The sequence below is a fragment of the Streptomyces umbrinus genome (assembly GCF_030817415.1).
Taxonomy (GTDB): domain Bacteria; phylum Actinomycetota; class Actinomycetes; order Streptomycetales; family Streptomycetaceae; genus Streptomyces; species Streptomyces umbrinus_A.
Genome location: NZ_JAUSZI010000002.1, coordinates 3209800 through 3228694 on the forward strand (window position 1 = coordinate 3209800; position 18895 = coordinate 3228694).

The following is an 18895-nucleotide window of genomic DNA, read 5'->3' on the forward strand; positions in this document are numbered from 1 at the left end:
ACCGCCCGGATCGGCCCCAGGGCGGTCCCAGGAGGGCGAAATCCGCCGTGCGGCGGCCCGTCCGACAGAGCGGGGCGACACGGCCAACCTGCCCAGGACCTGCGTGTTCGACATTTCGAAAGTTTCGACTCCGCGAAATTCCGTTGAATACCGGCTCTTCCACGGCGTGTCACCGCGGCCTTACTGTAGGAAGCGCTTTCTACCCGAAACTTTCGACGGCCCTCGGGACGGGGCCTGGAGAGGTGGGCTTCCATGGTGCGTACCGGAAGCGTGGCCGGGCCGACCCTCGCGGTCGTGGCACGTGAGGCGGGCGTTTCCGTACCGACGGCCTCCAAGGTCGTCAACGGCCGGGAGGACGTGGCGCCGGAGACCCGCCGCCGGGTGACGGAGGCGCTCGACCGGCTCGGCTATGTCCGCAGACCCCGGTTCGACGCGGTGAAGTCGCCCGGCCTGGTCGACCTCGTCGTCCACTCGCTGGAGAACTCCTGGTCGGGCTCGATCCTGCACGGCGTGGAGGAGGCGGCGCACGACGCCGGCCTTGAGGTGGTCGTCTCGGCAGGCCTGACCCGGACCCGGGGCGGCCGTCCGGAGCGCGGCTGGCTGGACAAGCTCTCCACGCGCGGCTCCTCCGGTGTGCTGTTCAACCTCGCCGAGCTGACCGCCTCCCAGTACGCCTGGCTGGACCAGCACCGCATCCCGTTCGTGCTGATCGACCCGGTGCTGGAGCCGCCACCCGGGGTCGTCTCGGTCGGCGCGGCCAACTGGCACGGCGGGGTGACCGCCACCGAGCACCTGCTCTCCCTCGGCCACGAACGCATAGCCGTCATCGCCGGCTACCGCCGCAAGATGTGCAGCACCGCGCGCGTCGCCGGCTACCGCTCGGCCCTCGCGGCGGCCGGACTGCGCCATCGCCCCGAGTACCTGCGCTACGGCAACTTCGACGAGAGCGCCGCGCACCGGCGGATGCTGGAGCTCCTCGATCTGCCGGAACCGCCCACGGCCGTCTTCGTCTGCTCGGACCGCATGGCTCTGGGCGCGTACCGGGCGCTGGCCGAGCGGGGGCTGTCCGTCCCGGACGACGTCAGCGTGGTGGGCTTCGACGACCTGCCCGAGGCCCACTGGGCCTCACCGGCCCTGACGACCGTCCGCCAGCCGCTCGCGGAGATGGCGGCGACTGCGATGCGCCTGCTGGTGCGGATGATGGCGGGCGAGCAGCCGGAGGGGACGCGTACGGAGTTGTCCACGCGGCTGGTGGTACGGGCGAGCACGGCACCCCGCTGACCCGCCCCGCCCTCAGGCAGAGTCGAGCGGCTTGGGCGAATCGAGTGAGTCTAGTGAGTCGGGTCGGGCGAGTGCTTCCGCGATTCCCGTGATCGCCGCCGGCCCGACCCGGCAGCACCCGCCGATCAGCCGGGCCCCGGCCCGCTCCCAGCCGCCGACCTGCTCGGGGGTGAAGGTGGAGCGGCCGGTCCAGGCGCGCGCCTCGGCGTCCCAGGTCTCGCCGCTGTTCGGGTAGACCACGACCGGCTTGCCGGTGACGCGTGCGGCGGTCTCCACCGCGGCGTCCACGTCGTCGGGGGCGCAGCAGTTGACGCCGACCGCGATCACCTCGTCGGCGTCGGTGGCGAGCGCGAAGGCCTCCTCCAGCGGCTGCCCGGCCCTGGTCCGGTCCCCGGCGACGCTGTACGACAGCCACGCCGGTACGCCGAGCCCGCGCACCGCCCGCAGCAGCGCCCGCGCCTCGTCGGCGTCGGGCACGGTCTCAAGGGCCAGGACGTCAGGACCGGCCTCGGCCAGCACCTCAAGGCGGGGCCGGTGAAACGCCTCCAGTTCGGCGACGCTCAGCCCGTACCTGCCCCGGTACTCCGAACCGTCCGCGAGCATCGCCCCGTACGGGCCCACCGACGCCGCCACCCACAGCGGTTCGCGCACGCCCTTCGCCTCGGCCTGCCGGGCCGCCTCGCGGGCGAGTTCGACGCTGAGCCCGAGCAGTTCGGCCGCGCGCTCGCGGGAGACGCCGCGCCCCGCGAAGCCCTCGAAGGTCGCCTGGTAGCTGGAGGTGATCGCCACGTTCGCGCCCGCCTCGAAGTACGCCAGATGCGCCTCGGTGATCGCCTCGGGCCGTTCGGCGAGCAGCCGCGCCGACCACAGCTCGTCGCTCAGGTCGTGCCCGGCCGATTCGAGCTGGTTGGACATACCGCCGTCGAGAACGACGGTGCCGGCGGCGAGCGCCTCGGCGAGGGTGAGGGTGCGCGGGGCGGCGGGAGAGGGATCGCTGGTGGTGTCGCTGCTCATGTCACGACGCTAGTCGAAGGTGCGGCGGATGCCCGCACGTGTCCAGTGTGTGAACAGATTGCCCACCATGTGGGATGTGGGGTTACGATCACGGCCTCCCCACTCCCCGTACGCCGCAGTGCGTCGACCGGCGTCGCCGTGGCCGCCGGACGCGATGCGGCGCGTCCCCACGGAATCCGGAAGTGCCATGACTGCCCCCAGCACCACCGAGGCCGATGGAACACGCCCCGGTCCGGCCCCGGCCGCACCCCGCCGCACCTTCGGTCTCGCCGCCGCCACCGCCCTCGTCATGGGCAACATCATCGGCGGCGGCATCTTCGTGCTGCCCGCCACCGTCGCCCCGTACGGCACGGTCAGCCTGCTCGCCTTCGTCGTCCTGTCCATGGGCGCGGTGCTGCTGGCCCTGCTCTTCGGGAAACTCGCGCGCCGCAGCCCGGTGACCGGCGGCCTCTACGTCTATCCGCGGGACGCGTTCGGCGAGTTCGCGGGATTTCTGTCGGCCTGGTCGTACTGGACCATGACCTGGGTCAGCATCGCCGCGCTCGCGGTGGCGACCGTCGGATACGCCGATGTGCTGCTGCCGCTGGACGGCAACCGCGCCCTGGAGGCGGCCGTGGCGGCGGCCGCGCTGTGGCTGCCCGCCGCCGCGAACTTCGCGGGCACCCGCTGGGTCGGCGGGGTGCAGATCGTGTCGACGATCCTGAAGTTCGTGCCGCTGCTCCTGGTCGCCACCGTCGGGCTCTTCTTCATCGACACCGACAACTTCGGCCCGTTCAACGCCTCCGGCGACAGCGTGTCCGGCGCGCTCGCCGCCTCCGCCGCGCTGCTCCTCTACAGCTTCCTGGGCGTCGAGTCGGCCGCGATGAGCGCGGGCGAGGTCCGCGACCCGGAGCGCACGGTCGGCCGCGCCAGCGTGCTGGGCACGCTCGGCTCGGCACTCGTCTACCTCCTCGGCACGGTCGCGGTCTTCGGGCTCGTCCCGCACGGCCAACTCGCCCAGTCAGGCGCGCCGTTCGCCGACGCCGTCGACGCGATGACCGGCGGCCACTGGGGCGGCACACTCATCGCGATCGTCGCCGTCGCCTCGATGGTCGGCTGCCTCAACGGGTGGATCCTGATGAGCGCCCAGATGCCGTACGCCGCCGCCCGCGACGGGCTGTTCCCGGCGAGGTTCGCCCGCGTGGGCAAGGGCGGTGTCCCCGGTTTCGGCGTCCTTGCCTGCGCCTCCCTCGGCACGGTCCTGATCGGCCTCAACTACACGGCGGGACCCGACACCACGTTCCGCGTGCTCGTCCTCATCACCACCTTCACCGGGTGTGTGCCGTATCTCCTGTCGGCCGCGGCCCAGTTGTACTGGCTCGCCCAGGGCACCCGCGATCGCGTCCGCCCCGCGGGCCTGGCACGCGACCTGATCGTCGCCGCCCTCTCCTTCGCCTTCTCGTTCTGGCTGATCGCGGGCGCCGGGTATGCGGCCGTGTACCAGGGGGTGTTGTTCCTGTTCGCCGGGATCCCTGTGTATGTGTGGCTGCGGGGGCGGTCCGAGGGCGGCCGGTCGTCCGGGGTCACCAAGGGATGACGCCGTCGTCCTCGAAGAACGAACCGGTCGGGCCGCCGTCGGGCAGCGTGGCGAGCCGGATCGCCGTGGCCGCGCCCTGCTCAGGGGTGCGGGGTCCTTGGAAGCCGGTGAAGTCGGTCGCGACCAGACCCGGGCAGGCGGCGTTGATCAGGATGTCCGTGTCGGCGAGCTGCCGGGCGTACTGCACGGTGACGGCGTTGAGGAACGACTTCGACGGCGAGTAGGCCGCCATGACGGGGCCGATCTCGATGTCCGGGTCCGCCTGCCGGGTGAGGGAGGCGACGGAACTGGAGACGTTGACGATGCGCGGCGACGTCGAGCGCCGCAGCAGCGGCAGCATCGCGTTGGTCACCCGGATGACACCGATGACGTTGGTCTCCACGACCGTGCGGACCAGGTCGAGGTCGAGCGCGGTCGGGTCCTGTATCCACCCCGGCCCCATCTCCCCTGAGATACCGGCGTTGTTGACCAGGACGTCCAGGCGCCCGGCCTGCCGTTCGACCAGCTCCGCGGCATCGGTGACGCTCAGGTCGTCGGTCACGTCCAGCGGAACCCCGAACGCGTCCACCCCGGCGGCGCGCAGCTTCTCGACAGCGGTCTCGCGCCGGACCTCCTCGCGGGCTCCCACGCCCACGCGGTACCCGAGGGCGCCAAGACCGGCCGCGATCTCGTACCCGATTCCCTTGTTCGCGCCGGTGACCAGCGCGATCTTCGTTTCGCTCATGCCGTTGATGCTCGCTCGCGGACGGGCAGCGCAGCCAACACCGATCCGGCGTCCTGTCATACCCGGCAGGTATCACCGGGCTACGCTGTGGCCGTGGACACCCTGGAGACCCGCGAGTTGAGGTACTTCGTCGCCGTCGCCGAGGAACTGCACTTCGGCCGCGCCGCCGAGCGCCTCGGCATGGCCCAGCCACCACTCTCCCGGGCGATCCAGCAGTTGGAACGGCGCCTCGGCGTCTCCCTGTTGGAACGCAACCGACGCGGCGTCTCCCTGACCGACGCCGGGGAGGTACTGCTGCACGAGGGCCGCGCAGCCCTCGACGCGGCCACGGCCGCCGCTCGCCGCACCCGTCGCGCGGGTGGCGCCGACAGTCCGGGCGGCCCCCGCAACCGCCTGGTGCTGGCGGTGAAGGCCGCCGCGGCTCACGAACTACTGCAGAAGCTCCTCGACGCCTACGCGGCCGAGCCCGACGCCGCCGAGATCGAGGTGCTGCCGTGCGGCTTCTGCGAGCAGGAAGAGCTGTTGCGCGACGGCCGCGCCGATGTGGCACTCATGCACGCGCCGTTCAACTCCCTCGCCGGGTTCGACAGCGAGGAACTGCTGACCGAGGGACAGATCGCCATCCTGCCCGCCGACCACCCCCTCGCCGCGCACAAGTCACTGACCCTGGCCGACGTCAGCGACATCCCCGGCCTTCCGGCCGCCCGCTGGCCCCGCCACGGCACGTACCCGCCCGGCCCTGGCCCCGAGATCCGCGACCAGACGCAGCTGGCCCAGCTGATCGCCCTCGGACGCACCGTGGCCGTCTTCCCCGACTCCGCCCGCGCCTGGCTGTGGTCCGAGCACGCCGCCGTCCCCCTGACCGACGCACCCCCGGTCGTCACCCACATCGCCTGGCCCGCCCACAGCCGCTCCCTGGCCCTCGCGGGCCTGATCCGCACGGCCACGCGGCTATGACCTGCACGTCCTGAAACCGTGCCGCTGTCGCACAGGCCCTGTCCGATTCGTTCAAGACCGCCGTCCACCGCCCTCCCTACGGTGGCCCCATGACTCCACGATTCGACCTCGTCGGCCTCGTCGTCTCCGACATGGCCGCCTCCCTGACCTTCTACCGCCGCCTGGGACTCGAGTTCCCCGAGGGCTCCGAGAAGCAGCCGCACGTCGAGGCGGACCTGCCCGGCGGCCTGCGCTTCGCCCTCGACACGGAGGACACGATCCGCTCCTTCCACCTCGGCTGGCAGCCGCCGACGGGAGAGGGAAGGGTCGGCCTGGCCTTCGCCTGCGACAGCCCCGCGGACGTCGACGCCACCTACGAGGAACTGGTGGCGGCCGGCCACCCGTCCGAACTCAAGCCCTGGAACGCAGACTGGGGCATGCGCTACGCAGTCGTACGCGACCCGGACGGCAACGGCGTGGACCTGTTCGCACCCCTGAGCAGCGCCCCGTAAGGGGCGCGGGGAACTGCGCGACCAGCCCCCACCGAACCCGCACGCGCCCACTCACGGACCCGGCCCCAACCTCAACGCCGCAGCAACTCCCCCAACGGCGCCCCCGCCAACTCCCGTACGTCACGCGCCAGGTGAGCCTGATCGGCGAACCCGGCCCGCACGGCGGTGTCCGCCAGAGGCACCCCGTCCCGCGCCAGCCCCAGTGCCCGCTGCAGGCGCAGAATCCTGGCCAGCGTCTTCGGCCCATAGCCGAAGACGCCCCGCGCCCGCCGGTGCAACTGCCGTTCGCTCCACCCCACCGCGTCCGCGACCGAGGCGACGGAACGTCCCGCGGACAGCCCCGCGACAGCGCCCCGCACCCACGGATCGGGCGGATCGACATCGCCTGCCCGCGCCACGGCCAAGGCCTCCAGCGCGGCGGCGGGATCGGCCGCCGCGTCCACCCGCTCGGTCAGCCGCCGGACGGCCCCCGCGCTCCACAGATCGGCGAGGTCGACGCGCCGGTCGCGCAGTTCGTGCGCCGGGACGCCGAGATAGGCGGGCGCCGTCCCGGGGAAGAACCGGACGCCCGCGAACCGAGTGCCGCCGGACGCGCCGCTCACGTACGCGCGGGTGTCGGGCCCGGCGACGAAGAGCCGCCCCTCGGTCCACAGCAGGTCCATGCACCCGTCGGGCAGCACAGGCGCCGAGTCGCCCGGCACGGCGGTACGGGTCCACACGACCGCGCCCGGGAGCCGCGACGCCCACTCCCGGTACGGGTCGGGCGACACGGCCACGTACGACTCGTCCACGTACGGCTCCGCCACAGGCAAAAGGCTACGCCGCCCTCGTCCGGTGTTCCTGGGGGCTGACCCCGTAGACCCGCTTGAAGGCGCTGGACAGTGCGAACGCACTGCCGTAGCCGACCTGGCGGGCGATCGCCTCCAGGGTGTCCTCGGTGCCGCGCAGCCGGTCGGCGGCGAGGGCGAGGCGCCAGCCGGTCAGGTACGTCATCGGGGGTTCGCCCACGAGTTCGCTGAAGCGGCGGGCGAGCGCGGCCCGTGAGACGCCTGCCTTCGCGGCGAGGGAGGCGACCGTCCAGGGGTGCGCCGGATCGTCCTGGAGGAGCCGCAGGACCCGGCCCACGACAGGGTCGGCCAGGGCCTGGTACCAGGCGGGCGCCTCGGCCTCGGGCCGGGAGAACCAGGCCCGCAGCGCGGCGATGACCAGCAGGTCGAGCAACCGGTCGAGGACGACCTCCTGGCCGGGCTCGTCCCGCACGATCTCTTCCATGATCAGCGGGGTGAGCGGGCACTCCCACACGTCGGAGGGCAGGGTCAGCAGCGCCGGCAGCGCGTCCAGCAGCCGCCCGCTGACCTCGCCGTGCATCGGATACGTCCCGATCAGCATCACCATCGAGCCGTCGATCCGCGCGCCCCAGGTGCGGACGCCCAGATCCATCCGGCCCTTCAGCGAACGGCCGTCCGGATACGTGCACACCTGGTTCGGCAGGATCACCGCCTGGGGCACGGTCGCCGGGTCGTCGGCGCAGGTGTACGGGTCCGGTCCACGCGCGATGGCGAGGTCACCGGCCCGCAACCGCACCCGCTCCCCCTCCTCGGGCATGATCCAGGCATGCCCGCGCACCAGGAGCATGACGGTGAGCGGGGCACGGTCCTCGATGCGCAGGGACCAGGGCGGCTCGAAACACGCTCGGATCATGAAGGCACCACGCGCGCGTGGACCTTCCAGAAGGCCTGCGAGTGCGTCCATGACCTCAGAGTAGACGCGCCCTTATGGGAACGAGAGCTTCAGCGATGTTCCCTTTCGGCGCCAGGCCGTTGACTGGGCTCATGACGGAAAACACGCGGAACGAGACGGTGTTGGTGACGGGGGCCTCGGGCAAGACGGGGCGTCAGGTGGCGGAGTCCGCGAAGGCCGCCGGGTTCGATGTTCGGGCCGCTTCGCGCAGCAGCGAGGTGCGCTTCGACTGGTACGACTCCTCGACGTGGGCCGAGGCGCTGCGCGGCGCGGACGCGGCGTATCTGGCGTACACGCCGGACATCGGCGCGCCGGGTGCCGCGGAGAACATCGCGGCCCTCGCGCGGCTGGCCCAGGAACTCGGCGTGCGCCGTCTGGTGATGCTGTCGGCGCGCGGCGAGCGGCAGGCGGAGCCGGCCGAGCGGGCGCTGCGGGAGTCGGGTGCCGAGTGGACGGTCGTGCAGGCCGACTGGTTCTTCCAGAACTTCAGCGAGGGTCTGCTGCTGGAGGGTGTGCATAGTGGTGAGTTCGTGTTCCCCGCCGGTGAGGTGAAGGTGCCGTTCATCGACACACGGGACCTCGCGGACGTCGTCGTGAAGGCGCTGACGGACTCCTCGTACGCGGGCCGGACCCTGGAGATCACGGGGTCGCGGCTGCTCACCTTCCGGGAGGCCATGGCGGAGATCACCGCCGCGGCGGGCCGGGAGATCCGTTACGTGCCGGTGTCGACGAAGGAGTACGGGGCGATCCTGGCCGGGTTCGGGCTGCCGCCCGAGGAGGTCACGTTCATGGAGGAGGTCTTCGACGGGCTGCTCGACGGCGGCAACGCCCGGTCCACCGAGACCGTCCGGCAGGTTCTGGGGCGCGCGCCGCGCGACTTCACGGACTTCGCGCGGGAGCTCGCGGCGACCGGCGTGTGGAAGGCCTGACGGACACCGGCGTACCCCCGAAAGTTTCCGGAGCGCGCCCTGGCGCCCCCGTCGCGCTCACTGCGGCGGAGGCGTCTCGTCGCCGTTCTTGGGTGTGGTCTTCGCATGGGTCCGCAGCCGGGAGGTCACGTCCTCCGGGGGCAGGAAGCGGGACCAGCGCTCCGGGAACTCGGAGGGCATGTCGGGGTCGTCCGGGTCGTCGGTGAGGTGGGCCCTCGCCGCGGCCGCGCGGGCGACGAGGTCGGCGGCCTGCGCAGCGCGCAGCCGCTCGTTGACGGCTCGCGCGGCGGCGGTGGCCGCGGCCGGCCAGACCCGGTCGATGGCCGCGTTGACGGCGGCGCCGACAAGGACCGCGAAGGCGGAGACACCGATCCACAGCAGCACGGCGACGGGGGCGGCCAGGGAGCCGTAGATGCTGGGGCCCTCGACCGTGTTGGTCAGATAGATGCGCAGCAGGAAGCTGCCCAGCACCCACATGGCGAGGGCCACCAGGGCGCCCGGCACGTCCTCGACCCAGGGCGAACGCACCGGTACCGACACGTGGTACAGCGTCGTCAGGAAGGCGATGGACAGCACGATGACGACGGGCCAGTACAAACCCTGTACGACGTTCTCCGACCAGGGGACGACGTCCACCACGGCGTCCGGGCCCGCGACGACCAGCGGCAGCACGATGGAGCCGATGAGCAGCGCCGCGAGGAACAGCGCGAAGGCCACGAGCCGGGTCTTGACGATGCCGCGTACGCCGTCGAGGCCGTACATCACGGTGATGGTGTCGATGAAGACGTTCACGGCGCGCGAGCCCGACCACAGTGCGAACAGGAAGCCGAGGGAGATGACGTCGGGGCGGCCGCCCTCCATGACGTCGTGGAGGACGGGCTCGGCGATCTGTGTGACGCCCTTGTCGGTGAGGATCGTGCGGGACGCCTCCAGGAGGTTGGTCTCGACGCTGGCGATGGTGTCGGCGCCGGTCCAGTCGTCCACGTAGACCAGCAGGCCGAGCATGCTGAGCAGCAGCGGCGGCACGGACAGCAGCGTGAAGAACGCCGCCTCCGCCGCGAGTCCGAGGATCCGGTACTCGATGCACGAGTTGACGGTGTCCTTGATCAGCAGCCAGGCGGTCCTGCGCTTGGAGACGTTCCGATAGAGGGCACGGGCCCGATGGAGACGGCCGGGCGCACTCTGAGGGGGTTCACTTGCTGGCTGCACGCCCTAAAGGTATCCGCCGTGCGAGGTTGCACTCATCCCGCGGTACCACGACCGGGTCCGAGGTGCTCGGCGGCGCGCTTCCGCCCCTCCCGGTTCCGTCATACGAAAGAAAAGCGGCAGCAACCCGACAGAAATCGTAAAGGAAAATCGAACCGGCTTTCTGTCATGACCGCGTTGGCCGAATTACTCACCCTCCAGAAGCGGAACGCGCGACAGCACATACGCCATCCATGAAGTGAGTTCCCCGGTCGCACGTACGGAGGGGACGATTCAGGGGTGAAATCGATGAAGGTTCGAACGGCGAGAAAGCGCCATAGGACGAAACGCCCTTGACCCGTTCATGAGCACACAGAAACAATTCGGATTGCATTCCGCTGGGCACGTGGGGACGGCTCAGTGCACCACGACACGGGGGACTCAGAAAGGCCTGGACCAGGGCCCGACACAGCCGCGTTACCCGTGATCCGCGTGGGAACCACGCGGATCATGCCGTGCTGCTCTGCACCTTTTCACGCGGCCACTCCAGACACTCCGGCAAACTCGGCGAACAATATCCTCTCGTCTGCCATCTCATTTCCATTGAGCACAATTCTTCCTTCCGGCCCGAGCCTTTCTTCCGGAACAACTCCTTCTTCCGGCACACCGGAATCACATCGGAATCACCCTGGTTCACCCACGCCTCAGGCATAGCCAATTCGGCTGCCCGATGAAACTGCGGGCGTGATTCCTTCGTATTCCCATCCGGAGTACCAATCACTCCGAACGGTCCACAAGTAGCAGTAATCATCAGCAAGGAGATCAAGTGGTGGTAAATCCAGGTGAGGTCACGACCGCCGTTCCGGCCGGCTCCCTGACCACCCACGCCCCGGCGAACGGCACCGAACACGTCCTCGCGGAGGTGCTCGCCGGTGTCGTACGCGTCGAGCGGGTCCCCGTCGACAGCCACTTCTTCGACGACCTCGGTGCCAACTCCCTGGTGATGGCCCACTTCTGCGCCCGGGTCAGGAAGCACCCCGACCTGCCGGCCGTGTCGATGCGGGACGTATACGGCCACCCGACGATCCGGGGGCTCGCGGCGGCGCTCGCCGAGGTCCCGGACGAGCCGCCGGCGCCCGCACCCGAACCGGCCGAGCCTCCCCCACCGGGCAGCACCGCACGGTACGTCCTGTGCGGAGCACTCCAGTTCCTGGTCTTCGCGGCGTACTGCCTGCTCTCCGGGCTCGTCACCGCTCAGGGGTACGACTGGGTCTCGGCCGGCGAGGGCGTGGTGGACGTCTATCTGCGGTCGGCCCTCTTCGGCGGTGCCGTCTTCGTCGGGGTGTGCGCGCTGCCGGTGGTGGCCAAGTGGGTGCTGGTCGGCCGCTGGAAGGAGACCGAGTTCCCCGTCTGGAGCCTGGCCTATCTGCGCTTCTGGACCGTCAAGGCACTGCTGCACGCCAACCCGATGGTCCTGTTCGCCGGCAACCCGCTCTTCGTGCTCTATCTGCGGGCGCTCGGGGCGAAGATCGGCAAGGGCGTCACGATCCTCTCCCACTCGGTCCCGGTCTGCACCGACCTGTTCACCGTCGGCGCGGGCACCGTGATCCGCAAGGACTCCTACTTCCTCTGCTACCAGGCTCACGCCGGACGGATACGCACCGGCCCGGTCACCCTGGGCCGGGACGTCTTCGTCGGTGAGAAGACGGTCCTCGACATCGGCACCTCCATGGGTGACGGCTCCCAGCTGGGCCACTCGTCCGCGCTCTACGGCGGCGCGTCGGTGCCGGACGGGCAGCACTGGCACGGCTCCCCCGCCCAGCGCACGGACGTCGACTACGTACGGGTCGCGCCCGCGGACTGCGGCACCGCGCGGCGGGTGGGCTACGGCCTGGCCACCGTGCTGCAGACGCTGTTCCTCTATGTGCCGTTCCTCGTCGGGGGCACGTACATGCTGCTCACGGTGGCGCCCTCGCTGGAGGTGCTGCTCGACCGGGAGACGCAGCACATCACGTCGGGGCGGTTCTACGCCGAGGCTCTCGGTCTGTCGCTCGCGCTCTTCGTGGTCTTCATCCTGATCGGCTTCGCCACCGTGTCCGTACTGCCGCGGCTGCTGAACCAGATCCTCGAACCCGACCGGGTCTATCCGCTCTACGGCTTCCACTACTCGGTGCAGCGTGCCGTCGCTCGCCTGACCAACGTCAAGTTCTTCAAGTGGCTGTGCGGGGACAGCTCGTACATCGTCCACTACCTGCGGGCCCTCGGCTACGACCTCTCGCACGTCGAGCAGACCGGCTCCAACTTCGGTACGGAGGTGGGGCACGAGACGCCGTATCTGGCCACCGTCGGCAGCGGCACGATGGTCGCCGACGGACTGTCGATCATGAACGCCGAGTTCTCCGGCACGTCGTTCCGCGTCACGCGGACGTCGATCGGGGCGCACAACTTCCTCGGCAACCACATCGCCTACCCCGCCGGGGGCCGCACGGGCGAGAACTGCCTGCTCGCGACGAAGGTGATGGTCCCGCTCGACGGCGAGATCCGTGAGGGGGTCGGCCTGCTGGGCTCGCCGCCCTTCGAGATCCCGCGGACCGTGGAGCGCGACACCCGCTTCGACCACCTCCGTGAGGGCGACGAGCTGCACCGCCGCCTGGCCGCGAAGAACCGGCACAACCTGCGCACCATGGGCCTGTTCCTGTTCATCCGGTGGTTCGACTGGTTCGCGCTCACGGTCCTCGGCTTCGCCGCCTTCGACCTGTACGGGGAGCTCGGCGCCGCGGGCGGTCTGCTGATCGGCGCGTCCCTGATCGTCGGCCTCGCGTTCACCACCGGCTACTACGTGCTGGTGGAGCGGCTGATCTGCCGGTTCCGTCCGCTGGAGCCCCGGCTGCACTCCATCTACGACCCGCTCTTCTGGCGCCACGAGCGGCTGTGGAAGATCCCCGACAGGCACATCAGCGTCTACAACGGCACCCCGTTCAAGAACCTGGTCTGGCGGCTGCTCGGGGTCCGTGTCGGCCGCAGGGTCTTCGACGACGGGGCCTACATCACCGAGCGGACGCTCACCGCCATCGGGAGCGACAGCACGCTCGGCGCGCACAGCAAGGTGCAGTCGCACTCGCAGGAGGACGGCACCTTCAAGTCCGACCACATCGAGATCGGCGACGGCGTGACGCTCGGCGTCGGCGCGCTCGTCCACTACGGGGCGTCGATGGGCGACGGCGCCGTACTCGCCGCCGACTCCTTCCTGATGAAGGGCGAGGAAGTACCGGCGGGGGCCCACTGGGGCGGGAACCCGGCGGTCGCCCAGCGGCGCTCCTGACGGCTCCGCGGCACGGACAGGCTCCGCGGCACGGACAAGAAAGACAAACAGGGGGAAGCAAGACCATGGAAACTATCCCGAAGTGGACGCTCGACCCGGTGCCCGGCACCGCGGAGTACGAAGTCCCGCTGCCCGACGGGCTGTCGCGGGAACCCCGCGCCCTCCTGGCCGCACACGCACGGGTCCTCGCCGCACTGTCCGGCGAGCGCGAGGTGACGGTCGGATACGTGGCGGCGAAGGGCGAGCGGCCGAGGCCGTGCCCGCTGACCGTCGGCACCGGCTCCTGGCACGACCTGCTGGACCACATACACGAGGCCGAGGCGGACCTGGCCGCGCAGAGGGCGGGAGACGAACCGGCGGCCTTCGAGACCGTGCTCGATCCGCACGGCGGCCGGGGCCCCGAGGACACCGTGCTGCACGTGGCGTTCGAGGACCACACCCTGCGCCTGCGCTACCGCACCGACGTCCTCGACGCGGACGCAGCCGCCCGGATCGCCGGCTACCACCTCACCGCGCTCAGCCTGCTCGCCGCCGACCCGGACGCCGAGCCCGGCCGGCAGAGTCTGCTGTCCGACGGCGAACTCCGGCTGCAGCTCCATGGGTTGGCGGGGCCGCACCGCGAGCTGCCGGACCGCCGGGTCCACGAGCTGTTCGAGGAAAGGGTGTTGGCCCACCCCGAAGCCGTCGCGGCCGTGCAGGGCGACCAGGAGTGGACGTACCAGGAGCTCAACTCCCGGGCGAACCAGCTCGGTCGGGCCCTGCTGACCCGCGGGCTGCGCCGCGAGGACGTCGTCGCCGTGGTCATGGAGCGCGACCTGGACTGGATGGCCGCCGTCCTCGCCGTCCTCAAGGCGGGCGGCGTGTATCTGCCCATCGAGCCGCACTTCCCCGCCGAACGCATCGCGGCCACCCTGGCGCGCGCCGGCTGCGAACTCGTCCTGACGGAGGACGGCAGCACCACCACCCTGGACGTGGCCGACACCGGCGCCCGCATCCTGCACGTCGACACGGCCTACGCGGAGAACCACCCCGACAGCGACCTCGGCATCCCCGTCTCCGCGGACCAACTCGCCTACATCTACTTCACCTCCGGCTCCACCGGCGAGCCCAAGGGCGCGATGTGCGAGCACGCCGGCTTCCTCAACCACGTCCACGCCAAGCTCGACGACCTGGGCGTCGGCGAGGGCCAGGTGGTCGCCCAGACCGCACCCCAGTGCTTCGACATCTCGCTGTGGCAGCTGGTCTCCGCACTCCTGGTCGGCGGCCGGACCCTGCTGGTCGCGCAGGAGGTGATCCTGGACGTCCCGCGGTTCGTGGACACGATCACCGGAGGCCGGGTCAACGTCCTCCAGGTGGTCCCGTCCTATCTGGAGGCCGTGCTCGCCGAGTTGGAGCAGCGCCCGCGCGAACTGCCGGACCTGCACTGCGTGTCGGTCACCGGGGAGGCGGTGAAGAAGGAGCTCGTCGAGCGCTGGTTCGCGGCCGAGCCCGGCATCCGGCTGGCCAACGCGTACGGGCTGACCGAGACCTCGGACGACACCAACCACGAGGTCATGTCCCGGGTGCCTGACCAGGACAGGGTCCCGCTCGGGCGGCCGGTCGCCAACGTGCGCGTGTACGTAGTCGACGAGGACCTGTCTCCCGTACCTCTCGGCGCACCCGGCGAGATCGTCTTCTCCGGAGTCTGTGTCGGCCGCGGGTACGTCAACGACCCCGAGCGGACCAGGGCGGCGTTCACCATCGACCCGTACCGCCCGGGTGAGCGGCTCTACCGCAGCGGCGACCACGGCCGCTGGCTGCCCGACGGCAAGCTGGAGTTCCTGGGCCGCCGGGACAGCCAGGTGAAGATCCGCGGTTTCCGTATCGAGATCGGCGAGATCGAGAACGCGCTGCTGCGGGTGCCCGGGGTCCGGGACGGCGCCGTGGTGGTCGTGGGCGGCACGCGGCTTGTGGCTTTCTGCGCCGGGTCCGCCCGGTTCGACTCCGGGGCCGTGCGGGAGCGGCTGGCCGTGTCGCTGCCCGCGTACATGGTCCCCTCGGCCGTCCACTGGCGGGAGAGCCTGCCGCTGACCGCCAACGGCAAGACCGACCGGAAGACGCTGACCGGACTCGCCGGTGAGCTCGACTCCGCCGGGAACGGCTCGCCCGCGGGGGAGGGCACGCACGCGCCCGGCACCGCGAGCGAGCGCCGGGTGGCGGCGGCCTGGGCCCAGGTGCTCGGCATCCCCGGCGACCGGATCGGCCGCCGGGACCACTTCTTCGACCGCGGCGGCACCTCGCTCGCGGCGGTGAAGCTCGCGATCGCCCTGGACCGGGCGATCACCCTCAAGGACGTCACACGTCATCCGGTCCTCGCGGACCTGGCGGGGCTCCTGGACACCCCCACTGCCTCCTGACCACGGCCGACCACGCCGACGACACGAAAGAGACGGAACCGAAGGCACCGACGACACCCATGACCGGAACACCGCACACCCGCACGACCGAACACCGCAAGGCCGAAAGGAAGCACCTGATGTCGTCTTCATCTCCGACGTTGCTACCGGACGTCGACCTGCGCCCCGGCAGCCCTCCGATCCTGCGCGCCGACGCCGCGGGCGACACGGCGGGCTGGGCGGCCGAACACCGCGACGCGCTGCGGGCCTTCGTCGCCGAGCACGGCAGCCTGCTGGTCCGCGGCCTGGGGCTGCGCGACCCGGACACGACCGCGGCCGTCTTCCGCCGGCTGGCCACGACCCTGATGCCCGACCGGGAGTCCTTCGCGCCCCGGCGGACCTACGAGGACGGTGTGTACTCCTCGTCCAAGTGGCCGCCGAACCAGCAGATGTGCATGCACCACGAGCTGAGCTACGCGCTGGAGTTCCCCGGCCTGATGCTGTACGCCTGCCTCGACGCACCCGACCAGGGCGGGGCCACCGCGGTCGCCGACGCGCCTGCCGTGCTCGACGCGCTGCCCGCCTCCCTCACCGCACGGTTCGAGCGGGAGGGCTGGCTGCTCACCAGGACGTACAACGACGAGATCGGGGCGAGCCTCGCCGAGGCCTTCGGCACCGAGGACCGCGTGGCCGTCGAGCACTACTGCCGGGCGCAGGCCATCGAGTTCGACTGGCAGAGCGACGGCTCCCTGCGCACCCGGCAGCGCCGCAGCGCCGTGGTCCGCCATCCGGTCACCGGGCGGCGCTGCTGGTTCAACCAGATCGCGTTCCTCAACGAGTGGACCATGGACCCCGAGGTGCGCGAGTACCTGGTGGACGTCTACGGCTCCGACGGGCTCCCCTTCAACACCCGCTACGGCAACGGCGATCCGATCGACGAGGACGTCGTACTGATCATCAACGAGGTGTACGGGGCCCACACCGCACGCGAGCCGTGGCACTCCGGTGACCTGCTGCTCGTCGACAACATCCGCACCGCGCACAGCAGGGAGCCCTTCGAGGGGCCCCGTGAGGTGCTCGCCGCCCTGGGCGACCCGGTCCGGCTGACCGACTGCGCACCGACCATCGAAGTGAGGGCCGCATGACCACCACGGACGAGAACGGCACGACCACCACGGAACCGGGGACGCCGACGGCTCCCCCCTTCACCGTCATCTCCGGCACCCAGGTCCACGAGGCCCTGCACGGGCGGGAGTCCGAGATCGTCGACCTGGTCGAGTCGGTGTACCGCCTGCACGGCGCGGGCGACTCGGTGAACCCTCCGTCGTACTTCCTGCGTTTCCCGGACCGTCCGTCGTCCCGGATCATCGCGCTGCCCGCCTCGATCGGCGGGCCGGTGGGGGTGGACGGCCTGAAATGGGTCTCCAGCTTCCCCGGGAACACGGCGAGCGGTCTGCCGCGCGCCTCGGCCGTGCTGATCCTCAACGACCACGACACGGGCTATCCGTTCGCGTGCCTGGAGAGCTCGATCATCAGCGCCACCCGGACGGCGGCCTCGGCGGCGCTCGCGGCCGACCGGCTCAGCCGCGACCGCGACCGGCCCACCCGGGTCGGGTTCGTCGGGACGGGTCTGATCGCCCGCTACATCCACACCCATCTGGCCGCCACCGGCTGGTCGTTCGAGGAGACCGGGGTGTACGACCTGTCCGCGGACAGCGCGGCCGGCTTCAGCGGCTATCTGGAACGGTCGGGCGCCAAGGGCCGGATCACCGTGCACGACAGTGCCGAGTCGCTGATCCGCTCCAGCGACCTGCTGGTCTTCGCCACCGTCGCGGCCGAGCCGCACATCCACGACCCGGCGTGGTTCTCGCACGCCCCGCTCGTGCTGCATGTGTCGCTGCGCGACCTGGCGCCGGAGATCCTGCTCGACTCGGCCAACTTCGTGGACGACGTCGAGCACTGCCTCAAGGCGGACACGTCACCGCATCTGGCCGAACAGCTCACCGGTGGCCGCGACTTCCTCGACGGCACGCTGGACGACGTGCTCTGCGGGCGGGTGACCGTACCTGCGGACCGGACGGTGGTGTTCTCGCCCTTCGGCCTCGGGGTCCTCGACCTCGCGGTCGGCAAGTTCGTCCACGACGAGGTGGCCCGAAGGGGCGAGCCGCACGTCGTCGACGGCTTCTTCCACGAACTGCGCCGGTACGGCTGACCGGCGGGCACCGCGCCACGCGGGGAGCGCAGCGCCGTGCCGCATGAAAGAGGGGGGACATCATGCCCGTCATATCCGAGCCCACACAGTTCAACGAGGACGACCTCTACGTCGACCTGCGGGCGGCACTGGGGCTGCCGCTCTTCCTGAAGTGCGAGGGGTTCAACTTCGCGGGGTCGGTCAAACTGAAGGCCGCGACCGAGATGGTCAACGCGGCCGAGCGCGAGGGCGTCCTGCGACCGGGGTCCGTCATGGTCGAGTCGTCGTCCGGGAACCTCGGCGTGGCGCTGAGCATGATCGCGGCGAGCCGGGGTTACGGGTTCCTGTGCGTGACCGACTCGCGCTGCAATCCGGCGACCCGGCGGATGATGGAGGCGCTGGGGAGCGTCGTCCATGTGATCGACGAACCCGATCTGCACGGCGGCTTCCTGGGCGCGCGGATCGCGTACGTGAGCGCGGTGTGCGCCTCGGACGACCGGTACGTCTGGCTCAACCAGTACGCCAACGAGGGCAACTGGCGCGCGCACTACCGCACCACGGCACCGGCCATCGCCCGTCGTTTCCCGCACCTGGACGTGCTGTTCGTCGGGGCCGGCACCACCGGCACCCTGATGGGCTGCGCGCGCTGGTTCTGGCAGCAGCGGCGCCGGGTGCGGATCGTGGCCGTGGACACCGTCGGCTCGGTGACCTTCGGGGGGCCGCCCGCTCCCCGGATGATCCCCGGCCTGGGCATGGCCGTCCGTCCGCCGCTGCTCGACGAGTCCTACGTGGACGACGTCGTGCACGTCCCGGAGCCGGACACGCTGCGTGCCTGCCGCCGGCTGGCCGCCCGGGGCTTTCTGTTCGGCGGCTCCACCGGCACGGTGGTCAGCGGCGCGACCGACTGGCTGGCCCGCTACGGGCGGCGCAACCTCACGGCGGTGGCGATCGCCCCGGACCTCGGCGAGCGCTACCTCGACACGGTCCACAGCCCGGGCTGGGGGGTGAACGTGCACGGCGAGGACACGCTCGGCGGCTCCGGCGAACTGGCCGCCCTGTCGCACCCCGCCTGACCGGTACGGCGGGGCGAAAGGGGCGCGGCCCGGTGCG

General features: G+C 71.0%; 15 protein-coding genes. 10 read left to right on the top strand and 5 right to left on the bottom strand.

Features of this window, described 5'->3' with window-relative positions; genetic code table 11:
- Positions 1–252 precede the first annotated feature (252 nt).
- Entirely contained in the window at positions 253–1281 is a 1029-nt protein-coding gene (locus QF035_RS14150; RefSeq protein ID WP_307520628.1) for a LacI family DNA-binding transcriptional regulator, read from the top strand.
- Between the two features lie 12 nt (positions 1282–1293).
- Here QF035_RS14150 and mmuM read toward each other — a convergent pair whose 3' ends face one another.
- Complete coding sequence (gene mmuM / locus QF035_RS14155) at positions 1294–2295, bottom strand: homocysteine S-methyltransferase (protein ID WP_307520630.1); 1002 nt, start codon at positions 2293–2295, stop codon at positions 1294–1296.
- A 187-nt stretch (positions 2296–2482) separates the two neighbouring features.
- Between mmuM and QF035_RS14160 the strand changes: the two genes are divergently transcribed.
- Positions 2483–3871 (top strand): amino acid permease, encoded by a 1389-nt coding sequence (locus QF035_RS14160; RefSeq protein ID WP_307520632.1) that lies wholly within the window; start codon positions 2483–2485, stop codon positions 3869–3871.
- On the opposite strand, the gene QF035_RS14165 is transcribed toward QF035_RS14160, so the two are convergent.
- Positions 3858–4595, bottom strand: coding sequence for an SDR family oxidoreductase (locus QF035_RS14165; RefSeq protein WP_307520634.1), 738 nt, complete (start codon positions 4593–4595; stop codon positions 3858–3860). The genes QF035_RS14160 and QF035_RS14165 overlap by 14 nt on opposite strands.
- A 93-nt stretch (positions 4596–4688) precedes the next feature.
- On the opposite strand from QF035_RS14165, the gene QF035_RS14170 reads away from it, so the two are divergent.
- On the top strand, positions 4689–5552 hold the full coding sequence (locus QF035_RS14170) for a LysR family transcriptional regulator (RefSeq protein WP_307520636.1): 864 nt from the start codon (positions 4689–4691) through the stop codon (positions 5550–5552).
- An 89-nt stretch (positions 5553–5641) separates the two neighbouring features.
- The gene (locus tag QF035_RS14175) at positions 5642–6043 is read left to right on the top strand and encodes a VOC family protein (protein ID WP_307520637.1); all 402 of its coding nucleotides are present in this window, start codon (positions 5642–5644) and stop codon (positions 6041–6043) included.
- Between the two features lie 71 nt (positions 6044–6114).
- On the opposite strand, the gene QF035_RS14180 is transcribed toward QF035_RS14175, so the two are convergent.
- The gene (locus QF035_RS14180; RefSeq protein WP_307520638.1) at positions 6115–6849 is read right to left on the bottom strand and encodes a helix-turn-helix domain-containing protein; all 735 of its coding nucleotides are present in this window, start codon (positions 6847–6849) and stop codon (positions 6115–6117) included.
- A gap of 10 nt (positions 6850–6859) precedes the next feature.
- A complete protein-coding gene (locus QF035_RS14185; RefSeq protein WP_307520640.1) occupies positions 6860–7795 on the bottom strand; it encodes an AraC family transcriptional regulator in 936 nt (311 codons plus the stop codon).
- An 80-nt stretch (positions 7796–7875) separates the two neighbouring features.
- On the opposite strand from QF035_RS14185, the gene QF035_RS14190 reads away from it, so the two are divergent.
- Positions 7876–8712: an NmrA family NAD(P)-binding protein gene (locus QF035_RS14190; RefSeq protein WP_307520641.1), complete on the top strand. Its 837-nt coding sequence runs from the start codon at positions 7876–7878 to the stop codon at positions 8710–8712.
- Between the two features lie 57 nt (positions 8713–8769).
- On the opposite strand, the gene QF035_RS14195 is transcribed toward QF035_RS14190, so the two are convergent.
- Positions 8770–9921: a YihY/virulence factor BrkB family protein gene (locus QF035_RS14195; RefSeq protein WP_307520642.1), complete on the bottom strand. Its 1152-nt coding sequence runs from the start codon at positions 9919–9921 to the stop codon at positions 8770–8772.
- Between the two features lie 802 nt (positions 9922–10723).
- Between QF035_RS14195 and QF035_RS14200 the strand changes: the two genes are divergently transcribed.
- The 5 genes from QF035_RS14200 to sbnA all read left to right on the top strand — a co-directional run bounded on the left by QF035_RS14200 (position 10724) and on the right by sbnA (position 18858).
- On the top strand, positions 10724–13219 hold the full coding sequence (locus tag QF035_RS14200; RefSeq protein WP_373466649.1) for a Pls/PosA family non-ribosomal peptide synthetase: 2496 nt from the start codon (positions 10724–10726) through the stop codon (positions 13217–13219).
- A 65-nt stretch (positions 13220–13284) separates the two neighbouring features.
- Positions 13285–15615: a non-ribosomal peptide synthetase gene (locus tag QF035_RS14205; protein ID WP_307520643.1), complete on the top strand. Its 2331-nt coding sequence runs from the start codon at positions 13285–13287 to the stop codon at positions 15613–15615.
- Between the two features lie 119 nt (positions 15616–15734).
- Entirely contained in the window at positions 15735–16739 is a 1005-nt protein-coding gene (locus QF035_RS14210) for a TauD/TfdA family dioxygenase (RefSeq protein ID WP_307520644.1), read from the top strand.
- A complete protein-coding gene (sbnB, locus tag QF035_RS14215; RefSeq protein WP_307520645.1) occupies positions 16736–17806 on the top strand; it encodes a 2,3-diaminopropionate biosynthesis protein SbnB in 1071 nt (356 codons plus the stop codon). Before QF035_RS14210 ends, sbnB begins: the two co-directional genes overlap by 4 nt.
- 62 nt (positions 17807–17868) lie before the next feature.
- Positions 17869–18858, top strand: coding sequence for a 2,3-diaminopropionate biosynthesis protein SbnA (gene sbnA, locus QF035_RS14220; RefSeq protein ID WP_307520646.1), 990 nt, complete (start codon positions 17869–17871; stop codon positions 18856–18858).
- The last annotated feature ends 37 nt before the right edge of the window (positions 18859–18895 follow it).

Coding starts and splice junctions, on each gene's coding strand:
- QF035_RS14150 (WP_307520628.1), top strand. CDS start 253: ATGGTGCGTACCGGAAGCGTGGCCGGGCCGACCCTCGCGGTCGTGGCA.
- mmuM (WP_307520630.1), bottom strand. CDS start 2,295: ATGAGCAGCGACACCACCAGCGATCCCTCTCCCGCCGCCCCGCGCACC.
- QF035_RS14160 (WP_307520632.1), top strand. CDS start 2,483: ATGACTGCCCCCAGCACCACCGAGGCCGATGGAACACGCCCCGGTCCG.
- QF035_RS14165 (WP_307520634.1), bottom strand. CDS start 4,595: ATGAGCGAAACGAAGATCGCGCTGGTCACCGGCGCGAACAAGGGAATC.
- QF035_RS14175 (WP_307520637.1), top strand. CDS start 5,642: ATGACTCCACGATTCGACCTCGTCGGCCTCGTCGTCTCCGACATGGCC.
- QF035_RS14185 (WP_307520640.1), bottom strand. CDS start 7,795: ATGGACGCACTCGCAGGCCTTCTGGAAGGTCCACGCGCGCGTGGTGCC.
- QF035_RS14190 (WP_307520641.1), top strand. CDS start 7,876: ATGACGGAAAACACGCGGAACGAGACGGTGTTGGTGACGGGGGCCTCG.
- QF035_RS14205 (WP_307520643.1), top strand. CDS start 13,285: ATGGAAACTATCCCGAAGTGGACGCTCGACCCGGTGCCCGGCACCGCG.
- QF035_RS14210 (WP_307520644.1), top strand. CDS start 15,735: ATGTCGTCTTCATCTCCGACGTTGCTACCGGACGTCGACCTGCGCCCC.
- sbnB (WP_307520645.1), top strand. CDS start 16,736: ATGACCACCACGGACGAGAACGGCACGACCACCACGGAACCGGGGACG.
- sbnA (WP_307520646.1), top strand. CDS start 17,869: ATGCCCGTCATATCCGAGCCCACACAGTTCAACGAGGACGACCTCTAC.